The organism is Pseudoalteromonas sp. MelDa3, assembly GCF_002863625.1.
Lineage (GTDB): Bacteria > Pseudomonadota > Gammaproteobacteria > Enterobacterales > Alteromonadaceae > Pseudoalteromonas > Pseudoalteromonas arctica.
The window spans coordinates 21,393-39,818 of record NZ_PJBR01000027.1 but is presented as its reverse complement, the minus strand read 5'-3'; the positions used below and the strand labels follow the sequence as shown (position 1 = coordinate 39,818).

23 protein-coding genes and 1 tRNA gene are annotated in these 18,426 nt (G+C 38.6%); 18 read left to right on the top strand and 6 right to left on the bottom strand.

From position 1 onward, the window contains the following. Positions 1 to 289: 289 nt before the first annotated feature. The 9 genes from rpsF to alr all read left to right on the top strand — a co-directional run bounded on the left by rpsF (position 290) and on the right by alr (position 6,522). Positions 290 to 631, top strand: a complete 342-nt coding sequence (gene rpsF, locus CXF89_RS07805; protein ID WP_007378473.1) for a 30S ribosomal protein S6 — start codon at positions 290 to 292, stop codon at positions 629 to 631. A 43-nt stretch (positions 632 to 674) separates the two neighbouring features. Next, complete coding sequence (priB, locus tag CXF89_RS07800; RefSeq protein WP_004588456.1) at positions 675 to 992, top strand: primosomal replication protein N; 318 nt, start codon at positions 675 to 677, stop codon at positions 990 to 992. A gap of 12 nt (positions 993 to 1,004) precedes the next feature. Next, the gene (gene rpsR, locus CXF89_RS07795; protein WP_007378475.1) at positions 1,005 to 1,232 is read left to right on the top strand and encodes a 30S ribosomal protein S18; all 228 of its coding nucleotides are present in this window, start codon (positions 1,005 to 1,007) and stop codon (positions 1,230 to 1,232) included. Between the two features lie 35 nt (positions 1,233 to 1,267). Continuing rightward, positions 1,268 to 1,720, top strand: a complete 453-nt coding sequence (rplI, locus tag CXF89_RS07790) for a 50S ribosomal protein L9 (RefSeq protein WP_002962755.1) — start codon at positions 1,268 to 1,270, stop codon at positions 1,718 to 1,720. A gap of 264 nt (positions 1,721 to 1,984) precedes the next feature. Continuing rightward, a complete protein-coding gene (locus CXF89_RS07785) occupies positions 1,985 to 2,533 on the top strand; it encodes an RNA polymerase sigma factor (protein ID WP_121954290.1) in 549 nt (182 codons plus the stop codon). Next, on the top strand, positions 2,520 to 3,002 hold the full coding sequence (locus CXF89_RS07780; protein ID WP_121954289.1) for a hypothetical protein: 483 nt from the start codon (positions 2,520 to 2,522) through the stop codon (positions 3,000 to 3,002). Before CXF89_RS07785 ends, CXF89_RS07780 begins: the two co-directional genes overlap by 14 nt. 9 nt (positions 3,003 to 3,011) lie before the next feature. Next, on the top strand, positions 3,012 to 3,950 hold the full coding sequence (locus CXF89_RS07775; protein ID WP_121954288.1) for a DUF4097 family beta strand repeat-containing protein: 939 nt from the start codon (positions 3,012 to 3,014) through the stop codon (positions 3,948 to 3,950). A 113-nt stretch (positions 3,951 to 4,063) separates the two neighbouring features. Beyond that, on the top strand, positions 4,064 to 5,443 hold the full coding sequence (gene dnaB / locus CXF89_RS07770; protein ID WP_007587308.1) for a replicative DNA helicase: 1,380 nt from the start codon (positions 4,064 to 4,066) through the stop codon (positions 5,441 to 5,443). After that, entirely contained in the window at positions 5,443 to 6,522 is a 1,080-nt protein-coding gene (alr, locus tag CXF89_RS07765) for an alanine racemase (protein WP_121954287.1), read from the top strand. Before dnaB ends, alr begins: the two co-directional genes overlap by 1 nt. 19 nt (positions 6,523 to 6,541) lie before the next feature. Here alr and CXF89_RS07760 read toward each other — a convergent pair whose 3' ends face one another. Beyond that, entirely contained in the window at positions 6,542 to 6,781 is a 240-nt protein-coding gene (locus tag CXF89_RS07760; RefSeq protein WP_007587305.1) for a DUF2960 domain-containing protein, read from the bottom strand. Between the two features lie 107 nt (positions 6,782 to 6,888). On the opposite strand from CXF89_RS07760, the gene CXF89_RS07755 reads away from it, so the two are divergent. From CXF89_RS07755 to CXF89_RS07745, 3 genes are all read left to right on the top strand, one after another. Continuing rightward, positions 6,889 to 7,140, top strand: a complete 252-nt coding sequence (locus tag CXF89_RS07755; protein WP_007587304.1) for a hypothetical protein — start codon at positions 6,889 to 6,891, stop codon at positions 7,138 to 7,140. A gap of 200 nt (positions 7,141 to 7,340) precedes the next feature. Beyond that, positions 7,341 to 7,958: a nicotinamide riboside transporter PnuC gene (gene pnuC / locus CXF89_RS07750; RefSeq protein ID WP_007587303.1), complete on the top strand. Its 618-nt coding sequence runs from the start codon at positions 7,341 to 7,343 to the stop codon at positions 7,956 to 7,958. A gap of 3 nt (positions 7,959 to 7,961) precedes the next feature. Continuing rightward, entirely contained in the window at positions 7,962 to 8,768 is an 807-nt protein-coding gene (locus tag CXF89_RS07745; RefSeq protein WP_121954286.1) for a phosphotransferase, read from the top strand. A gap of 3 nt (positions 8,769 to 8,771) precedes the next feature. On the opposite strand, the gene CXF89_RS07740 is transcribed toward CXF89_RS07745, so the two are convergent. Next, on the bottom strand, positions 8,772 to 8,954 hold the full coding sequence (locus CXF89_RS07740; RefSeq protein ID WP_007587299.1) for a hypothetical protein: 183 nt from the start codon (positions 8,952 to 8,954) through the stop codon (positions 8,772 to 8,774). A gap of 400 nt (positions 8,955 to 9,354) precedes the next feature. Here CXF89_RS07740 and CXF89_RS07735 point away from each other — a divergent pair. Together CXF89_RS07735 and CXF89_RS07730 are read left to right on the top strand one after the other, a co-directional pair. Beyond that, positions 9,355 to 9,431: transfer RNA gene (locus CXF89_RS07735), tRNA-Arg, on the top strand. 220 nt (positions 9,432 to 9,651) lie between these two features. Then, positions 9,652 to 10,686, top strand: a complete 1,035-nt coding sequence (locus CXF89_RS07730) for a tyrosine-type recombinase/integrase (protein WP_180961389.1) — start codon at positions 9,652 to 9,654, stop codon at positions 10,684 to 10,686. 190 nt (positions 10,687 to 10,876) lie between these two features. On the opposite strand, the gene CXF89_RS07725 is transcribed toward CXF89_RS07730, so the two are convergent. Then, entirely contained in the window at positions 10,877 to 11,836 is a 960-nt protein-coding gene (locus CXF89_RS07725) for a bacteriophage abortive infection AbiH family protein (RefSeq protein ID WP_121954284.1), read from the bottom strand. A 1-nt stretch (position 11,837) separates the two neighbouring features. Then, positions 11,838 to 12,938, bottom strand: coding sequence for a PIN domain-containing protein (locus tag CXF89_RS07720; RefSeq protein WP_121954283.1), 1,101 nt, complete (start codon positions 12,936 to 12,938; stop codon positions 11,838 to 11,840). 329 nt (positions 12,939 to 13,267) lie between these two features. Between CXF89_RS07720 and CXF89_RS07715 the strand changes: the two genes are divergently transcribed. From CXF89_RS07715 to CXF89_RS07705, 3 genes are read left to right on the top strand one after another with little or no spacing between them, the layout of a single operon-like run. Further along, positions 13,268 to 13,672: a hypothetical protein gene (locus CXF89_RS07715; protein WP_121954282.1), complete on the top strand. Its 405-nt coding sequence runs from the start codon at positions 13,268 to 13,270 to the stop codon at positions 13,670 to 13,672. Further along, positions 13,669 to 14,154, top strand: coding sequence for a hypothetical protein (locus tag CXF89_RS07710; RefSeq protein WP_121954281.1), 486 nt, complete (start codon positions 13,669 to 13,671; stop codon positions 14,152 to 14,154). The genes CXF89_RS07715 and CXF89_RS07710 overlap by 4 nt, the downstream gene beginning before the upstream one ends. Beyond that, complete coding sequence (locus CXF89_RS07705; RefSeq protein ID WP_145990809.1) at positions 14,151 to 14,669, top strand: hypothetical protein; 519 nt, start codon at positions 14,151 to 14,153, stop codon at positions 14,667 to 14,669. The genes CXF89_RS07710 and CXF89_RS07705 overlap by 4 nt, the downstream gene beginning before the upstream one ends. On the opposite strand, the gene CXF89_RS07700 is transcribed toward CXF89_RS07705, so the two are convergent. Continuing rightward, positions 14,666 to 16,414: a S8 family serine peptidase gene (locus tag CXF89_RS07700; protein WP_121954279.1), complete on the bottom strand. Its 1,749-nt coding sequence runs from the start codon at positions 16,412 to 16,414 to the stop codon at positions 14,666 to 14,668. The two genes, CXF89_RS07705 and CXF89_RS07700, sit on opposite strands and share 4 nt — an antisense overlap. A 20-nt stretch (positions 16,415 to 16,434) precedes the next feature. Beyond that, positions 16,435 to 17,379 (bottom strand): hypothetical protein, encoded by a 945-nt coding sequence (locus CXF89_RS07695; protein WP_121954278.1) that lies wholly within the window; start codon positions 17,377 to 17,379, stop codon positions 16,435 to 16,437. Positions 17,380 to 17,583: 204 nt separating this feature from the next. Between CXF89_RS07695 and CXF89_RS07690 the strand changes: the two genes are divergently transcribed. Further along, the gene (locus CXF89_RS07690; protein ID WP_121954277.1) at positions 17,584 to 18,366 is read left to right on the top strand and encodes a hypothetical protein; all 783 of its coding nucleotides are present in this window, start codon (positions 17,584 to 17,586) and stop codon (positions 18,364 to 18,366) included. The last annotated feature ends 60 nt before the right edge of the window (positions 18,367 to 18,426 follow it).

Sequence of the window (18,426 nt, the reverse complement as noted above, 5' to 3'; positions counted from 1 at the left end):
TTAAGCAATTAAAAGCTATCGCTTTTCACGCGAGTAAGCTCGGCTTCTACAAGAGACATTGCACTCTGTGCTTAACTTTTTCGGTAGGCGAGCAGCTTGCAGACGCGACGAGCGAAGCTCGTAATAATTACCTTTTAACTCTTATCTATAAAAGCTTAAAAAACCTGCTTGCTTAATTATCCGTCTAAGCGTAAAATGCGCGCTCATTTCGGCTTTTAAACTATTAATTCCTTGCCTTAAACCGACCGGCCGAAACGGTAGAAGGCTCTATTAACCGTAAGGAATATCCATGCGTCATTACGAAATCGTATTCATGGTTCACCCAGATCAGAGTGAGCAAGTTGCTGGTATGATCGAACGTTATACTGGTTCTATCACTGAAGCTGGTGGTGTTATCCACCGTCTTGAAGATTGGGGCCGTCGTCAATTGGCTTACCCAATTAACAAGCTTCATAAAGCTCACTATGTTCTTATGAACGTTGAAGCACCAACTGAAGTAATCAGCGAGCTAGAAACTACTTTCCGCTACAACGATGCAGTGCTTCGTAACTTAGTTATCCGCACTAAAACTGCTGAAACTGAAGCGTCTCCTCTTGCAAGAGAAGAGAAGAAAGAAGCACCAGCTGCTTAATTGTTTTGAGTCCTAGCATGGCATGTAATCAGCAGTTACTATAATGGTTAGCCCATATATGAATCAGCTGGTTATATCTGGGGTAGTTTGTAAAACTCCCAAGTTTAGCCAAAGCCCTGCTGGCATCCCGCATTGTATTTTTGTTGTAGAACATAAATCGATGCAAACCGAAGCAGACCTTAACCGTAATAGTTACGTGAGGCTTCAGGTAGTTGCCAGTGGAAAGCAAATGCAACAACAGACTCAACATTTGCACGTTGGGCAGGCATTGCAAGTGAGTGGTTTTTTAAATCGCCACGAAGGTCGTAACGGCCTTAGCCAATTGGTTTTGCATGCTCAGCATATAGAAAGAATTATTTGAGGAATTAATCTCATGGCACGTTATTTCAGACGTCGTAAGTTCTGCCGCTTTAAAGCGGAAGGCGTAAAACAAATCGATTACAAAGATCTAGCTACTCTTAGAAACTATGTTACAGAAAGTGGCAAAATCGTACCTAGCCGTATCACAGGTACTAGCGCTAAATTTCAGCGCCAGCTAGCAACTGCTATTAAGCGTGCTCGCTACTTAGCCCTTCTTCCATACACTGACTTACATAAGTAAGCAGCGGATTAACAGTTTTTAAAAGGTGTAGAAACATGCAAGTTATTCTACTAGATAAGATCGCTAACCTAGGTAGCCTAGGTGAACAGGTTGTAGTTAAATCTGGTTTCGCACGTAACTTCCTTTTCCCTCAAGGTAAGGCAGTTCCTGCGACTAAAGCTAACATTGAAACGTTTGACGCTCGTCGTGCAGAACTTGAAGCGAAAATCGCTGAACAGTTAGTTGCTGCACAAGCACGCGCTGAAAAACTAGAAGCATTAGCAGAAGTTACATTAGTATCTAAAGCTGGTGACGAAGGTAAGTTATTCGGTTCAATCGGTACTCGTGACATCGCTGACGCTATCTCAGCTGTTGGTGTTGAAGTTGCTAAGTCAGAAGTTCGTTTGCCTCTAGGTACTATCCGTGAGACAGGTGAATTTGACGTATCAATTTCAGTTCACTCAGACGTAACGGCTACTATTAAAGTAATCGTAATCGCTGAAGCTTAATTTTTAATTAAGCGACAAAAGCCGTGCTATTAGCACGGCTTTTTTGTGTCTGTAATTTGGCTAACTTTATTAGTTAAGGGCACAGTTAAATAATACCAATCCTCAAAATAGATCACTTAATTAAGCGAATTGGTATAAAGCCTCGTATAAGCCCCTTTTTTATTCGATTGTTTTTTCATTCCCTTTAAACCTTTTCGAACTGTTATTACGTCTAACTTATCAATACACTAACTCAATAATAATAATTAAAAGGCGACATCACGGATGTTACACGTTAAACCCGAACAAACGCCTTTATGCGAAGCTACACTCATTGAGCGTGTTAAATCAGGTGATCAAGGCGCATACACAACGCTTTATGAGTTACATATAAAACGAGTCTACGGTTTGTGTTTACGTTTATTAGCCGACCAAGCGCATGCTGAAGATGCAGCCCAAGAAGTGTTTGTACAGGTATGGCGTAAAATAGCATTGTTTGATGGGCGTTCGCAGTTTTCTACTTGGCTTTACAGTGTTGCAAGTAATGTAGCAATTGGTTACTTACGCAAGCAAAAAAATTGGCTGCAAAAAGTAGTGAGCATTGAACACTGCGGGATGGATGAGCAATCAGCTAATGACTGCAAAGGCCTAAATGGTCTCGATAAATTAATAGTAAGGCTCCCTGAGCGCGCACGTATGGTGTTTGTGTTGTTTGCAATCGAAGGTTACAGGCACGAGGAAATAGTCGATCAGTTAGGTATGGCTGTTGGTTCAAGTAAGTCGCAATATCATCGTGCTAGGCAGCTACTACAAGAGTGGTATGAAAATGAATAAACCAAATTTTGACGACTATTTAAATGAGTCATTAAACACGTTTGATAAAGATATTACGCCACAAAAAGACCTGTGGGCGGGAATTGAGCGAGCAATGGTTAGTAATAAGCAGGACCTAAAAGGCACTGCTATTTGGCCAAAACTAACAGCAATAACTGCCTGCACATTAGCGGCTTTAATTGCTGTAAATTTATTTGTTATAGCGCCCGAGCCACAACCCGTAGTGGCTATAAGTGATTACTTTTCGGCGCAAAAAAACAGTTTGTTGGTTGAATATGAAAATAAAGAAGCATTGACCACTAACTGGCAAACGCAGCTACAAGAGCTTGAAAACGCAGAGCAAGCAATAAAGCAAGTTCTTGAAAATGAGCCACAAAACCAAGCGCTACTAACAATGTTAGCGCAAGTATATCAACAACAACTTGATTTAATTAACAAGGTGCACGCGCCACGTTGGCAGCACATTTAGGAGTACGACATGAAAGCGATTTTATTAGGACTGAGCTTATTTCCGTTGGCGGTATTAGCGGGTGAAAAAATAGATAAGCAAATAGACGTACCAAGTGGCGGCACTATTTTTATTGAAAACCAACGCGGTGATATACATATTACAGGCTGGGATAAAAACGAATTTAAAGTATCTGGCGAGCTTGATGACAAAGCCGAGGGTTATGAGCTTAAAACAAATGGCGATAAAACTCAGTTTATTGTAAAAATGCCACGTAAATCAAATTGGGGTAATAATGGCGATGGCTCAAGCTTAACCATATTTATGCCTAAAAGCAGTAGTTTAGAGTTTGCTGGCGTTAATGTATCGGTGACTGCAAAAGAGCTAAAAAATGGCGCTGAAGTTGATGTGGTTAATGGCGAAATTACAGTAGATGATATTGCCGGTAATATTAAGCTTACCACCGTAAATGGTGATGTGAACGCTGAAAACCTAAGTGGTAATATTCAATTTGAAACCGTTAATGGCGAAATTAACGATAGAGAATCAAGTGGTGAACTACGTTTTAGCGCTGTTAATGGCGATATTAAATCAACCTCAAGCGCCAATGATGTGCGCCTTGAAAATGTAAATGGCGATATAGATTTTACGCTATCGTCAATTAAAAACTTACGTATTAACACGGTAAATGGCGAAGCCGAAGTACATATTAAAGAGCTTTTAAAAGGCGGTGATGTACGTTTTGAATCGGTAAGTGGCGATGGTGATTTTTACTTTCCTGACAGCATATCTGCAAATTTTGAAATTAAAGCGCACGCTAATGGAAAAATCATTAATAAAGTTACTAGCGATAAAGTCAGTAAAGCTAAATACGGCCCAGCCAGTGATTTAGAATTTAGCATTAATGGCGGTAATGCTAATGTTGAAATGGATACAATTAGTGGACGCATAGAGCTTCGTATTAAATAACGCTCATTCACCTTCACGATTACAAAAAGCAGGAAAAGATTTCCTGCTTTTCTATTTGCACAGCCCCTTCAAGTCGATAGAATAGAGCCATTCAATTTTACTACTGTGAAGTTATGGCCAAACCAGATAAGCAAGTCGATACACTTAAAGTTCCTCCCCATTCAATAGAAGCTGAACAATCTGTTTTAGGTGGCTTAATGCTTGATAACCAAGCTTTTGACCGCGTAGCGGAGCTTGTTGTATCACAGGATTTTTATACCCGCACGCACAAGTTAATTTTTGAGGCGATGACGGCACTTGCTGAGATTGGCGATCCGATAGATTTAATCACTATTTCTGAAAGTTTAGAAAAAAATAATAAACTGGCAGGAATTGGTGGCTTTGCTTATTTAGCAGAAATAGCTAAAAACACGCCAAGTGCTGCTAACATTGACGCTTACGCAAGTATTGTACGCGAACGTGCTGTTGTACGTGAAATGATTGGCGTAGCGAACGAAATTGCAGAAGCGGGTTTTAACACCGAAGGACGTACCAGTCACGACTTACTCGATTTTGCCGAAAGCAAAGTGTTTAAAATAGCTGAGCAACGAACAAAAAATAATGAAGGCCCGCAAAGCATTCATAGCATCCTTGAAAAAACCGTTGATAAAATAGAAGAGCTTTATCAATCACCACAAGATGGTGTTACGGGTGTAAGTACAGGTTATGCCGATCTTGATAAAATGACGACGGGCTTACAGCCTTCTGACTTAATTATTGTTGCAGCGCGTCCATCAATGGGTAAAACCACTTTTGCGATGAACCTTGCAGAACATGCTGCAATGACTCAAGACAAACCAGTATTAATTTACTCACTAGAGATGCCTTCAGAACAAATTATGATGAGGATGTTAGCGTCTCTTGGCCGTATTAACCAAACTAAGGTACGTACTGGTCAATTAGATGATGACGATTGGGCACGACTTTCATCAACAATGGGCTTGTTGATGGAAAAAGGTAAAATGTACGTTGATGATGCATCGGGCTTAACACCTACCGATGTACGTTCACGTGCAAGGCGTATAGCCCGCGACCACGGTGGCATTAGTATGATCATGGTCGATTACTTGCAGTTAATGCGTGTACCAAGCCTTGCTGATAACCGAACGCTAGAAATTGCTGAAATTTCACGTTCACTTAAAGCACTAGCAAAAGAGCTAAAATGTCCGGTTGTTGCGCTTTCGCAGCTTAACCGTACGCTAGAGCAACGTGCCGATAAACGTCCTATTAACTCAGATTTACGTGAGTCGGGGTCGATAGAGCAAGATGCCGATTTAATCATGTTTATTTACCGTGATGAAGTTTATAACGAAGACAGTACTGACAAAGGTATTGCCGAAATTATCATAGGTAAACAACGTAACGGCCCAATTGGTAAAGTGCGTTTAACATTCCAAGGTCAATTTTCTCGCTTTGATAATTACGCGGGACCAGCGGTAGATGATGATTACTAATGCGCCTAGCCACTGCTGAAATTAATTTAGCTGCACTTGCGCATAATTTAGCGCAAGTTAAGTGCTTTGCACCTAACAGCAAAGTAATGGCGGTGCTAAAAGCAAATGCTTACGGGCATGGTTTAGTAACGATTGCGCAGCATTTAAATAATGCTGACGCATTTGCTGTGGCGCGAATAGATGAAGGGCTTGCCCTTCGAGCTGGGGGCTTAACAAAGCCAATAGTTTTACTAGAAGGCTTTTTTAACAAAGCCGACTTACCTATTTTACTCGCTAATAACTTTCAAACTATTATTCATGATGAATACCAATTAGCCGCGCTTGAAAAAGCAAAGCTTGATGCGCCAATAACATGCTGGTTAAAAGTAAATACAGGTATGCATCGACTAGGTATTGCACCAGAGCAGTTTGAAGAGTTTTATAACCGCTTACAAAAAACACCTAACGCCAAAAATACCGTTAATTTAATGACCCACTTTTCGTGTGCTGATGATGTTGATAATGCCAAAACGGTTCAACAAATCACGTTATTTGATAACTTAGTGAATGGTATTGACCAAGCACATTGTTTATCAAATTCTGCTGGTATTATTGCATGGCCGAGCGGCCATGGTGATTGGGTACGCCCTGGGCTTATGTTATATGGCGTATCGCCAATGGCAAATAGTATTGGGCAACAACATAAATTAAAACCAGTTATGCGCTTAACTACGCGCGTAATTGCAGTGCGTAATGTACCAGCCAATGAGGCGGTAGGGTATGGCGGACGTTGGAAAAGCGATAAACCAACCAAGTTAGCTGTTGTGGCTATGGGTTATGGCGATGGTTATCCTCGGCATGCTAAAGAGGGCACGCCAGTTGTAATTGGTAAGCAGCGTTATGGTATTGTTGGCAGTGTTGCTATGGATATGATTAGCGTAGATATAGGCGCTAATGAGCACAATATTAAAGTGGGCGACAGAGTCACTATGTGGGGCCCTGAGCTACCAGTTGAAGAAATAGCATTATGCGCTGATACTATCCCTTACGAGCTATTATGTAATATTACACCGCGCGTAAGTTATGAGTATCAGCGTTAATACAGCTATAAAGCGGTATTTACTCTTTTATAAAGTAAACGTCGCTAAAGCCCATACGGGCAAATTCTTGGTCGCGAAAGTTACGAACAGAAGCAGACCCTTTTGAGGTCATTTCTATTTGCTGTACCATGCTTAAGTAATTAGTTAGATCAATACCTTCGGCGGCAGCAATTGCTTGATACATGTCGTGGTATTTATCTTTAGCGAAATTAATCTCGCGCGGTTCGTTTTTATATTTGTAGGTTATTCTACGTGCCATTTTAAGCTCATTTCAATTGAGTGTTGCAGCGATTTTACACTGTATTTAATAACGGCTCTAGCATTGAATGACTTGTTGTAATCGGTAATTAAAATAAAGAGTCAAAAATGAAATTATCAGTAGAGATCAGTAAATACCCACTTCACCAAGATTATATCCCGTTTATTCAGGGCTTTATTGACAGATTAAACGAATACGATGATTTAAAAGTGATTACTAACACGTTATCAACGCAAATTTTTGGTGATTACGATTTAGTAATGCAGGTGTTAAATACCGAAATTAAACGTTCATATGAAGAATTTGGTAAAGCTATTTTTGTATGTAAGTTTCTCTCTGGCGACTTATCGCCTGAATAACCTATAATACCAACCTGCATAAATCTTTGATCAATTTAACGAATTAAATTGCACTATAACGTCGTTAAAATTTTTTATTTAGAACAACTAGATACAAAAATTTTTGCCTAGTTCTAGCGTAATTTTCTTAACGTTAAATAGACCCCGTATATAAGCAGATTGGTATAACAATCGGCACAACTAAACGGTAACTGCATAATATGGACTTTTTAACACAAACCTTAAGTGGTTTTACAGCAATGTCGCATTGGGAATATATTGCGGTAGGGTTGTCGATGGCTTATTTATTATTAGCAATAAAAGAAAGCTTATGGTGTTGGCCAGCGGCATTTTTTAGCACGCTCATTTATACAATAATGTACTGGAATGGCGCATTGCTTATGGAGTCATTACTTAATTTTTATTATATGTATATGGCTGTATTTGGCTGGGTTGTATGGCGTAAAGGCAAGGCTGCAAATTTAAATATTACATCGTGGTCGATAAACCGTCATGCTGTTTTAATTAGTTTAACAACCGTAGCTGCAATAGTTATTGGTTACGTTATGCAAAACTATACTCATGCCGATTTTGCTTATCTTGATAGCTTTACAACGTGTTTTGCCGTAGTAACTACTTACTTAGTGGCTAAAAAAGTCCTCGAAAACTGGCTGTACTGGATTGTAATAGATGCCGCTTCTATGTATTTATATTATGAAAAAGGCTATTACCCAACGCTAGCACTCTTTATATTTTATACCATTATGGCAGCGTGGGGCTTTAAAACTTGGTACGAAGAGTACGAACAAAGCCAAGCTAAGCCTCTAGCACAGCTTTAATCAATGATTGAGCATACTCAGTTAGTAAAAATGTGTAGTGCGTTTATAGAGCCTACAAGCATTGTTTCAAGCGAGCGATTATTTAATGGCTTTAGTAACGATAATTTTTTAATACGTACCGAGCAACTAGGGTATTTGTTAAAGTGTTATAAAAGCCATTGGCCAAGTGACGGTCTTGAAGCGCAGCGCTTTTTAAGCGACTTTAATATATGTCCTGCGCCTATTTGGCTTGATAAAGAAAACGGTCGTGCGGTGTTTAATTATATTGAAGGCAAGAGCGCGCAATCGGATATAACGCTTAGCTTTATTAATAAACTTGCTCAAGTGCACAATTACAAAGTGTCTACCGCGCCAATGGATATAGCTAAAGAGCTTCATTTTTATCAAAGCACCCACGTATATACGCAATACAAACCTCAAATAGAGAAGGCACTCAAAGCCGTTGCAGCTATGTCATTTAATGCAGGCTTTTGTCATAACGACTTAGTAAAAGATAACATTATTGTAAATGCTTCGGGCATGTATTTAATTGACTTTGAATATGCACAAACTAATGATGTGTATTTTGATTTGGCAGCCCTTGCAGTGAGCTTTAATCTTAATGAGAGCAGTGAAAGTGCATTGTTAAATAACTATAAAAATAGTATCGATAAAACAAAAACGTTTAATCTTTCAATGAATAAGTTGAATTACTATAAGCTGTTTTTTTTAGTGTTATGTATTGGCTGGTATGAAGAGCGCAGCATAACTAGTAAATCTGTAATGTTACGCGCGCAGCTAACTAAACTCGTTAATAATACTTTTTTATAGATGTTAAAGACCACCAAAGCGCTCGGCGAGCTCTTTGTATTTTGTTACTTCGGCTGTATCAAATTGTGGTTCACCATTTTCATCTTCTGATTTAGCAATTAATAAACTTTCTCTAGAGAGACGTTTTACACGCTCTACTTTTACACCTAAAAATTCAGCAACTTGCTCAGTAGACATTAAACTCATCATTATTTCCTCGTATTAAATCCATCCGCACAGCGACAATCATAGTTTCAATGTTACTAAACCGTTACTGTTTCTTATTCAATAAGAATAAATAGCGTGTTTTTAAGCCATTGTGAAGTGTTTTATTTAAAAGAGTTTAATTAATAAGCATATAAGCTGATGTTACTGGTATTTATTTAAAGATCTCTTTATCATTGCTGATGCTAAAGCACTGATATCGCGAGTTGGTGTGGCGGCAACAAATGTGCTCTCGTGGTGAAATGGATATCACGTGGCCCTCCGGAAGGGGAGTTAGAGTTAATTGGGAGCACAGTAATAGTGAACTTATAGTGTATTTGGTAAGTTCACATTACATCTAATTATTAGTGAATACTTATTGCTAAGTGTATGTTTTTATTGACCACCCGTAGCTCAGCTGGATAGAGCGATGCCCTCCGGAGGCATAGGTCAGAGGTTCGAATCCTCTCGGGTGGGCCATCCTCTCTTTTAGCCTTTGGGACAATTCAGGGACACCAAGATTTTTTGGGTCTTATTTGTCATCACGAGGCGTATACCATGAACTTTTCGAAATATTTTTATCTACCATGTTGTCAGTTCTGTAATTGGGGCAAATTTTTCAATTTTCTTGCCCCAGACATACTTTTAGGGATCTGCGATGATGTTCAACGTTGGCATTGCAACTAAAAGGAGTTTATTTATGGCAACAATCACAAAACGCGAAAATGGTAAGTGGCAGGCGAAAGTTCGCCGTAAAGGCTTCAAAGGCCAGAGTCGAACATTCGCTAAGAAGAGCGATGCAGAAATATGGGTTAGAAAAGTGGAAACAGCAATGGATCAGTCTACTTTTAAATCCACTGACGCTGCAAAAAAGAAACTGGTGGTGGAGGCTTTAGAGCAGTATTGGGAAGAAGCTTTAGCTGAAAAAAAATCTTCAAAAAGTATTATGTATATGAATGATCGTATAAAGAAGGTTTTTGAAGGCTTTTCTTTACTAGATGTATCAATAGAGAACATTAGGGAGTATAAAAAATATCGCTTGGAAACAGTTGTCGGCGATACAGTACGTAAAGAACTTGGGCATTTAGAACGTATGTTCAAGTATGCCATGAATGAGTGGCAAATCCACTTACCTAATGGCAACCCTGTTACTCCAATCTCGCTGCCACCAAAAGGCAAAGCGCGTGATCGCCGATTACCTAGACATGAACAAGCCGTGTTGATGACATATGCTGAGCAATACGATGGAAAAATTGATGAAATAATCACTTTGGCTATTGAAACAGCTATGCGGCAAGGTGAAATAGTTAATGGACGAAGTAGAGAACAACTTAATAAATGGGGTTATTCTTGTATGTGTTGGGAGAATTTTGACGAAGTGAACTCAACTATCTTATTAACAGATACAAAAAATGATGAAAAGCGTATTGTACCATTGAGTAATCGTGCTAAAGAAATAATATTAGCGCAGCCTCGTATGAAGTCAGGCCCTATTTTTGATATTAGTGTTTATACAGTTGGCGGTGCTTTCCGAAAAGTTGTCAAACGAGCAGGAATTAAGAATTTGCGGTTTCATGATCTTAGGCACGAAGCAACTAGTAGATTTTTTGAAGAGACCACTTTAAACATGATGGAGATAGCTGCAATCACAGGTCATAAAGATCTTGCAAGCCTCAAACGCTACACGCACCTTTGTCCCAAAATGTTGGCGGAAAAGTTGGCAAAATCAGCATAGGAAACGTAAATCTCATTGGCTCCAGTTGGAGCCGATTTTTTATTTAGTAGTACGAAAAGACTAACTAAATTGTTTTTGGACAATTTCGAGTTAGAGCTGCTGTTCAAAATTGAATGCTTCGCATAAGAAAAATTTAGAAAAAGCAATGTTACAATCAACCGCAATTGCTAATGATATTACAGTATTTTTTTTAGATCTGTTCCATTCTCACAACTGCAACGTTGGCTATTCCAAGTCCTGTTAGAGTGTCACTGTGCACTTCCTCATCATCAGGGTCATAAAATGTCGCAACCCATTTAGCTCCAGATCTGACTGATTGCTCCAACTTCTGGAAGTAGGGTAAATCTACGTCAGCTAATGAGTGGCCGAGAACATAGACTTCATCAATATTGGCAAGCTTTGCAAAGAAGTCTTCATTGTTTTTTATGATCTGGTCTGTTCCCTTGAAAGTTGCTGAGAAATACTGATTGATCGCATCCTTACCACGCTCGAATGAGTAGTCATATTGATCAGATTGATATTCCATCCAACGTTCTAAATCTTCATCACTCAATCCTGATGGTGGTTCGGCAGGTTTCTCTTTGAAATTTTCAGGATCAACACCATGACCGAGAATTAACTCATCAATATGTTCATCGGCTTTCCCGTGAATGAATAGCACGTTCTTATCAGGGATTGCGTAGTATTGAGAAAGCGTATCTGTGTAGTTGAATGTGAGGTAAACAGCGTCTCTATCAATGTTTACTGATCGGCTGTGATCAAACTGAGGAAACTGTACAGCCAAAATAAACTCTTTGAATGCTTTATACAGTTCAGTGGTTAGAAGGCCAAGTATTCGCTCCATCTCAATTTCAAGCGTGTATCGGTCTCTGTCTCGAAAGTCATCTGAAGAATAGTTTGGCATTGCATCCATGTTTGCTTCCAAAACTGAATCTTTATCAAGCAGTGACATACTCGTTTCAAATTCAGACCATAAAGGGTCTGACATTGTTGTTGGAAAATCTGGGTCTAAGTCAGCAAACCCGTAATAGTCAAGCAATAGCTCATAAGTTTCCCAGTAGTTATTTTTGAGATAAAGCCCAAAAGATGTATACCTAGTGTCAAGGCCATGATGAACATCAAAGCCATTACCTATTACATATAGCTTCATGTCATTCACCGTTGATATCAAGTTCTTTGAAGTGAATGATTTCAGAGTCATTATCAGTCAGTTCGAAGTACGCATCTTGGAAATACAGCTCTTCAATATATGCTTTAGCTTTTAATCCGTCGTCATAAGCAAGAGTTAAGTGGGCAGTGTAAGTTTCTTTATGTTTTACTGTTGATTCATTACTCAAGACAAAGACATACTGCTTATCTTCAGGATCCCAAGGTGAGCGGTCATAATCTGAGACGCAATAGTTTGCGGTAACAATCACCTCAAATTCTACTTCGTATTCAGCCCTCTCAGTATCGACATTCTGTAAGTTTTTCTTCTCAACATTCACCGAGTTGATTTCTATAGAATTTATAATTTCATCGAAAGGATCTGCGTCTTCATAGTTGAACTCACCATCTTTGAGAGCTTGTAGGGCATCAGCTTTGATTTGTTCTAGGAGTTGTTCGAATACTTCATCAGCAAATTTTGCTGGTTCTTCGTACGCTTTGTCGCTTCGAACAATCAAGTCAATTAGGTCATCGACGTTTTCAAGGTGAATGAAGTTATCTTCTTGATCACAGAATGATTTCATATCGCCATCGTCACTAACTATGTAGGCTGAATGCCCTCTAGCCAAGCTCACCTTTTTAATAGCTTCTAGCGCAAATGCATCAGGAAACTCGTGCTTTTTTGATTCTTTGCCAAAGGGAGGGAGGTTGTTGAAGTAAGCATCGAACACAACTTGAGGGTTAACAGTGCTTACATCAATTGTTTCGACGCAGCCGTTTTCGACGAAATCATCAAATTTTTCACTGATAACAGCATAAATATCATCACCTTTAACCTTGGTGAAGATGCCATGACAATCAAGGTCGGGGGTGTTCCTTAGGAACATCGCATCTCTTTGCATCTTCTTTATCATAGAAGCTGCTTCTTCAGATTTGTGTTTGAGATGGGAGTCGATCTCTTTCCTTGTCACATCAGTAATGAGCAAGTGGATTTTCTCATCCTCAATTAGTTCTTGAAGACGACCAAGAGCGTGTTGCCCAAATTGATAGTTTTTCTTTTCAAAAGCGCTTGTATCGATAAAAACTAGCCTTGTCTGTAATTCCATAATCAATACCTTGAATACATGGTGTAAATTGTCATCAAATAAATTGATAAAATAATCGAGTGGTTAACCAACTAATGGCATATTGATTCATTACAAAAATTTGGGCAAGTAATAAGTTAGCAAGGTGTACTGAGAAATAGCTATAAATGATTTTGGGGCAAAGACGAGTTAGCTCTACTGTAAATTTCAAAATCGATAATACATAGATAGGCTATAACCTACTAAAGCCTTTGCTGCACCTTTTTTTTACTGATTAAAATATTTTCCATACCAAGTCCGTCCGTTTTCTTGAAATACGATATATTCAAGTTACAACATAGGAGGTTTATATGGAAAAGTTTAATATCTCAAAAACTGATCTTAATTCAACGAAGGGAAGTGAGGGTAGGCCCTATGGTAAGCTCTACAGTTTATTTCTTAAGGAGTATCTGGATTACTTGTTAAGAACTAAGCAAGATAAACGAATGCCTAAAAGAGTTTATACCGAGGTTTGGTATCTGTTTGCGTTTTTGTCAAATCCGACAAAGCTAAGCTGGATGGTAAGTTCAAAAATTTGGCTTAATGAAGATTATAGGAAAAAGCAATTAGCTTGTTATATTGTTAAGTTCCCCGAGATGATTAATTATGTTGAAGAACGTATATGTAAGCTAAATTGTAGCTACCACAAGCTCGATTTAAGTATAAGTAAAAATAATGAACTTCCTTCTTTGGAAATTAAGGAGGTCATTAAATGAGTGTACTACCTAGAGTTGGCGTACATTGCTGCTACTACAAGCGCAAAGAAGCTATACCTGTGCTTGATCATGCGGATGCAAAACGAAGCGGGTTGACCAATTCAGATAATGTCCATTGGGATCATTCAGTTGATAATGCTGGTTACTATTTTCATGGGGCCAGTTCATGCGCTGAAGCTCTTGATTTAATGTGTCAGAAGCACAAAGATGTGACGGGTAAAAAAGTGCGTGTAGACAACAATGTATTATTTGAGCACGTGCTGTGCTTGAGCGAAAAACATTATTCTAAACTAGAAAAATTGAACGGCAAAGACAAAGTAAAGCTAGCAACAATAAAGCGTCTGAAACAGTATGCTATGGCTGTAAAATCAGAGCTTGGAGTGGAAGTTCTTGGTTTAGATCTTCATCTAGATGAAGGACGCTATGGGCCTTGGAAAATAATCGGTTTATACGCAATGTGCATGCTCATGTTCAATTTATGAATTACGATTTTTCGAAAAAGGTAGCCCCCTTACGCTACTTGATGGCTAAGGGGTTAAATAATAATGGCAAAACAAACACGCTGAACCCACATTTTGTGAAAATACAGGATTTAGCGTTTGAAGCATTTAAAGACTTGGGATTTCAAAGGGGGGAGTCTAAAAGTATTACCAATAAAAAACATCTCAGCAAAGAGCTGTTTGTAAAACAAAAAATTTTAAAGCTTAGAGAGCAAGCAATCGAATTAAGCCGGGCTAACAACGAGCTACTGGATGATATTAATATAAAAAAACAAGCGCTAGAACAAGTAATTCAAGATATTGCTTCACTTGAAACTCAATTGGGAAGTCTGCGAAATCAGATATCTAACATCCACTCCTTAAAAGGCGATGTACTTACAGTTTTAGAGCAGGGTACAGAGCAAAAACTTAGAGAATTTATTGAAAAAAAACTGGCTCCAGCTATAGGGGAGGCACCTGAAACCAGTTTGTACAGAGGTATTATGCGTTCTATTTAATTAGTACATTTAGGTGCATTCTCCAAACTTACATTAATCGGAGTTATAGGTTGGCAGTTACCGTTAATGCAGGTTCGCATACCATAGTCAAAACTCGTTAAATCACTTTGTTCAAACTCCATCAACACGGAAGGGGTTTGAGTGCTATCAATTAAGATTTCCATAGAAGAGTTTTCAATACTTAACTCACTACCTTGCTCAACACGATAAAGCGAATAAGTAATACTTTGTTTATCTTGAGCCAGTGAGTTAAAGGCTACTTCAAACAAGCGGCAGCTTTGAATTTCAGTATTTAAAAAGTCATCGATAATATCGGAAACACATTCCTCAGTACCAGCAAAGGCATTTTGAATGTAACTCAATTCGCCTGATTTAAGTTTTATTGCGGCTTCAACAAACGCTTTTGCATTTAATCCACCTGCGCCACAGGGCTTATTTTCTAGTATACAACTTGAGTTTTCGTTGTAATTGTCAGACGTTGCTGCAAGTAAAAATTTAATTTCTTCAATGCTTAATTTACCAGCTTGACCAATCGCAGTTGCAACGGCTGAGGTAACTAAAGGAGCAGAGAAAGATGTTCCGCTATACCCATAAACTAGCTCGTCGCCTTCAAATCTTTGGGTGCTGTAAGCTGCAACACCGGTACCGTGGGTAGAAACTGTTACTTCTTTACCATAATTTGAGAATTCAGCACGGTCATTTTTCCAGTTAGTTGCACCTGCAATAATAACTCCATTACAACCGGTTGGTAGGTGTTCTTTTACATCGATATTATCATTACCGGCTGAGAGGATAACAGGGATGCCTCGTTGAGTAGCGTAATCAATACTGTCCTGCACATAATCAATACAGCCTCCTGGTACTTTGGCACCTAAACTTAGGTTTATGACGTCGACAGGCTCGGATATATCCTGTATTCCCTCACCAAGTGTATCTCCTGCAAACCAACGTATTGCATCCGCAAAAGCAATGCCACCACTGCCACAGTCTAAAACTCTAGCTGGAACAATCTCAGTGTTTATAGCTGCACCGGCAATTCCAAATTTATTGTCTCTTATTGCAGATATAACTGAAGATACAGCGTTTCCATGTGAACCGCATTTACGCTCATTTAATGACTCATTCGTTTGAAAGGGATCATTATCTCGCTCTTTAAGGTCTAAGCCTTCATTACTATAAATAATGTCAGAATGTTGAGTAAAATCACTATCGGCTACACCTACTCTAATAAGCCTTGCTGATGTATCAGCTATGCGCCAGACACCTTCAAAGTTGTGGCCAGTGAAATACTCACCAGCATAATTTTGACCCTTGCCTAATGGTCCTAGATAAGGCTTTTGATCATCGTAATAACGATCATTGGGTAAACCATCCTCACTGTTGCTATTCACTTTAAATACCAGCTCAGTGATTGGCTTAGGAGTTTGAACAACAATATCCAGCTCTACTGATTCATATTTGCCAGTTGCCTTGAGCATTTTTATTGCTTGTTCTGGACTATCAGCATCTACACTAATAAGGCTGTACTTCGAGTTATTAATAACTTTGTGAGTCGACTTTTGTATATTTAATGGTAGTGCTGAAAGTGTGTGTTGCATCGCTTTCTTTGACTCACTAATTTTACTGTATTTTGTGATTTGATTGTCTTTGTGTTTCAAGATCAAATTAACAGTATTTGCATTTACAGTAGCGCTAAATACAAGGCTTATTGCTACTGAAATTAATGAAATATTTAAGATTTTCATATTGGTTTATCCTTCTTTAATTAATTACTGTAACAAGGGCTGTTAACAACATGGGTAAGGAGCTGGTAGTCATTATTGAAGACCCAATTTTCTTTATCCCAAAAGCCATATTGCTCATTATCAATAAAACCTGAAACGCCTATAGGTGACGCTGAAACAATATATGAAGGAAGCGATGGGGTGCTGCTCGATTTATCTGCAATGCTATTTGCTGCATCAATTAAATAAGTTGCTCCATTGGTTAAACTGTCACTAATAGAAAAAGATAGTATTTCTAATTCTTGTTCTGAAATTTCGCTGTTTTCATAACTGACTATACGTTCATCAATTTCGGTTACATTCACATCTAAATAAGTATCAAAACCCCATTTAAATGCTTCACTTTTAGCCGATTCCAAATTTTCGCTTTGTTTTATTGAGGTACTTTTTGAGATATCCCCATTCAGATACTGCATCGTCGAATATGATTTAGCAGCTAGCAAAATATCGTTATATGCGGTTCGCTGAACAATCGCATTTCGTAAAGCTTCAACTTCATTTAAGATGATTTCACCAGAGGTATTTATGGCATTGGAAGATATATTAAGGGCGATTTCATTATCACTATCTTTTATGATGATAGGGATTTCTTCGGTCTTGTTATTAACCATTTCAGGAAGTGAGTATGTAACTGAAATGGTTGAACCATTAATAGTACTGGAAACGAAGCCAATACCTGTATATTGAGTTAAATCAACCGACAGAGTGCCAGTTACATCGTTCGCGGTTAAATTAAATATGACTTCTTCATTCTCTCCTAAAGTGATGGCTTCTATCGATGAGGTAACAGTCATATCTTTAGTTACAGAGGGATTAGCGCCTGTTGCAGGGTTAACGCTACCACCAGAGGGGTTGGCGTCGCTGCCACCACCACATGCGGTCACTTGCGTCAGTGCTAATAAACAATATATAGCTTTTAATTTCATGAGATATCTCCATTTCGTTTTAAAGTTACAACGCATTCTGAGCCGTTGCTTGAAATGGATTATCCGGAGCTATCCGCAGTGACATTGCGGATAGAAAAAATTATTAAAAAAAACCTTAAAAAATAAATATTTCTTTATGATTAAATGTAGAGTAGACATTTACCCTTCACACTAGAGCTATAACAAAAATAAAAAGGATATTTAATGACCATTAAACTTTGCCCTGGTTGCCTTACTTTTTCAGACATTACTCATGAGATATTAGATAAAGATCAGGAAGAATATCTACTCCACTTTTCAGGGGAGGAAAAGTGTCCACATTGTGATTACACTGTTACTTTTAATGGAACGGCAGACATCCACGAAGGTCAATCAAATCAAAATCTCGACGACTTTTTAATGGGGGAAGATTTTTATCCGCCAGAAAAAGGTGAGTTTTATTTGTCAGAGAACTACTTATTAGATGGTGTTGTTACTTTTATTTTATTTGAAAGCGATGATCCAGATGTCTTTAATTTAATTGCTAGCGAAATTGTTGGACACAAAACTTTAAACGCACAGAGCAACCCATACTCCTTACGTGGGATCGGTGAGCTAGTTAATTCCAATGAAAGTAAATATCTGTTCAACTGTGATGTATGTGATCATACACATGTATGTAACTTAACAATAAATAAAAAACTTGGATTAGTATTAGAATGCCCGAAATGTGCCACTACAGAAAAAGTTAGTGTACTACGAGATGACGACTTATGCCGTCTTACTATCTCAATGGGGAAGGAACAGTATTTGTTCACATTAATTGGTCGTACAGATAGTGATGCTTTTCAAGACTCTTTTCATACGCATAATTGTGCAAGATGCCATATAGAAAATATGCAGGAAATACTTTTCGTAGAGAGAACTGAAGGCGGGAGCTCACAGCAAATGAGGCTCCAGCAGTGTGCTAATTGCAACTTTGGTTTTTCTGAGCCCCTCAATTTATAACCGCCCTTATAAATTTTAAATTAAGTTTTTTTGCTATCCGCAGTGACGCTGCGGATAGCT

Bases quoted from the DNA above. Each gene is read 5' to 3' on its own strand.
- rpsF (WP_007378473.1), top strand. From the start codon at position 290: ATGCGTCATTACGAAATCGTATTCATGGTTCACCCAGATCAGAGTGAG.
- priB (WP_004588456.1), top strand. From the start codon at position 675: ATGGTTAGCCCATATATGAATCAGCTGGTTATATCTGGGGTAGTTTGT.
- rpsR (WP_007378475.1), top strand. From the start codon at position 1,005: ATGGCACGTTATTTCAGACGTCGTAAGTTCTGCCGCTTTAAAGCGGAA.
- rplI (WP_002962755.1), top strand. From the start codon at position 1,268: ATGCAAGTTATTCTACTAGATAAGATCGCTAACCTAGGTAGCCTAGGT.
- CXF89_RS07785 (WP_121954290.1), top strand. From the start codon at position 1,985: ATGTTACACGTTAAACCCGAACAAACGCCTTTATGCGAAGCTACACTC.
- CXF89_RS07780 (WP_121954289.1), top strand. From the start codon at position 2,520: ATGAAAATGAATAAACCAAATTTTGACGACTATTTAAATGAGTCATTA.
- CXF89_RS07775 (WP_121954288.1), top strand. From the start codon at position 3,012: ATGAAAGCGATTTTATTAGGACTGAGCTTATTTCCGTTGGCGGTATTA.
- dnaB (WP_007587308.1), top strand. From the start codon at position 4,064: ATGGCCAAACCAGATAAGCAAGTCGATACACTTAAAGTTCCTCCCCAT.
- alr (WP_121954287.1), top strand. From the start codon at position 5,443: ATGCGCCTAGCCACTGCTGAAATTAATTTAGCTGCACTTGCGCATAAT.
- CXF89_RS07760 (WP_007587305.1), bottom strand. From the start codon at position 6,781: ATGGCACGTAGAATAACCTACAAATATAAAAACGAACCGCGCGAGATT.
- CXF89_RS07755 (WP_007587304.1), top strand. From the start codon at position 6,889: ATGAAATTATCAGTAGAGATCAGTAAATACCCACTTCACCAAGATTAT.
- pnuC (WP_007587303.1), top strand. From the start codon at position 7,341: ATGGACTTTTTAACACAAACCTTAAGTGGTTTTACAGCAATGTCGCAT.
- CXF89_RS07745 (WP_121954286.1), top strand. From the start codon at position 7,962: ATGATTGAGCATACTCAGTTAGTAAAAATGTGTAGTGCGTTTATAGAG.
- CXF89_RS07740 (WP_007587299.1), bottom strand. From the start codon at position 8,954: ATGAGTTTAATGTCTACTGAGCAAGTTGCTGAATTTTTAGGTGTAAAA.
- CXF89_RS07730 (WP_180961389.1), top strand. From the start codon at position 9,652: ATGGCAACAATCACAAAACGCGAAAATGGTAAGTGGCAGGCGAAAGTT.
- CXF89_RS07725 (WP_121954284.1), bottom strand. From the start codon at position 11,836: ATGAAGCTATATGTAATAGGTAATGGCTTTGATGTTCATCATGGCCTT.
- CXF89_RS07720 (WP_121954283.1), bottom strand. From the start codon at position 12,938: ATGGAATTACAGACAAGGCTAGTTTTTATCGATACAAGCGCTTTTGAA.
- CXF89_RS07715 (WP_121954282.1), top strand. From the start codon at position 13,268: ATGGAAAAGTTTAATATCTCAAAAACTGATCTTAATTCAACGAAGGGA.
- CXF89_RS07710 (WP_121954281.1), top strand. From the start codon at position 13,669: ATGAGTGTACTACCTAGAGTTGGCGTACATTGCTGCTACTACAAGCGC.
- CXF89_RS07705 (WP_145990809.1), top strand. From the start codon at position 14,151: ATGAATTACGATTTTTCGAAAAAGGTAGCCCCCTTACGCTACTTGATG.
- CXF89_RS07700 (WP_121954279.1), bottom strand. From the start codon at position 16,414: ATGAAAATCTTAAATATTTCATTAATTTCAGTAGCAATAAGCCTTGTA.
- CXF89_RS07695 (WP_121954278.1), bottom strand. From the start codon at position 17,379: ATGAAATTAAAAGCTATATATTGTTTATTAGCACTGACGCAAGTGACC.
- CXF89_RS07690 (WP_121954277.1), top strand. From the start codon at position 17,584: ATGACCATTAAACTTTGCCCTGGTTGCCTTACTTTTTCAGACATTACT.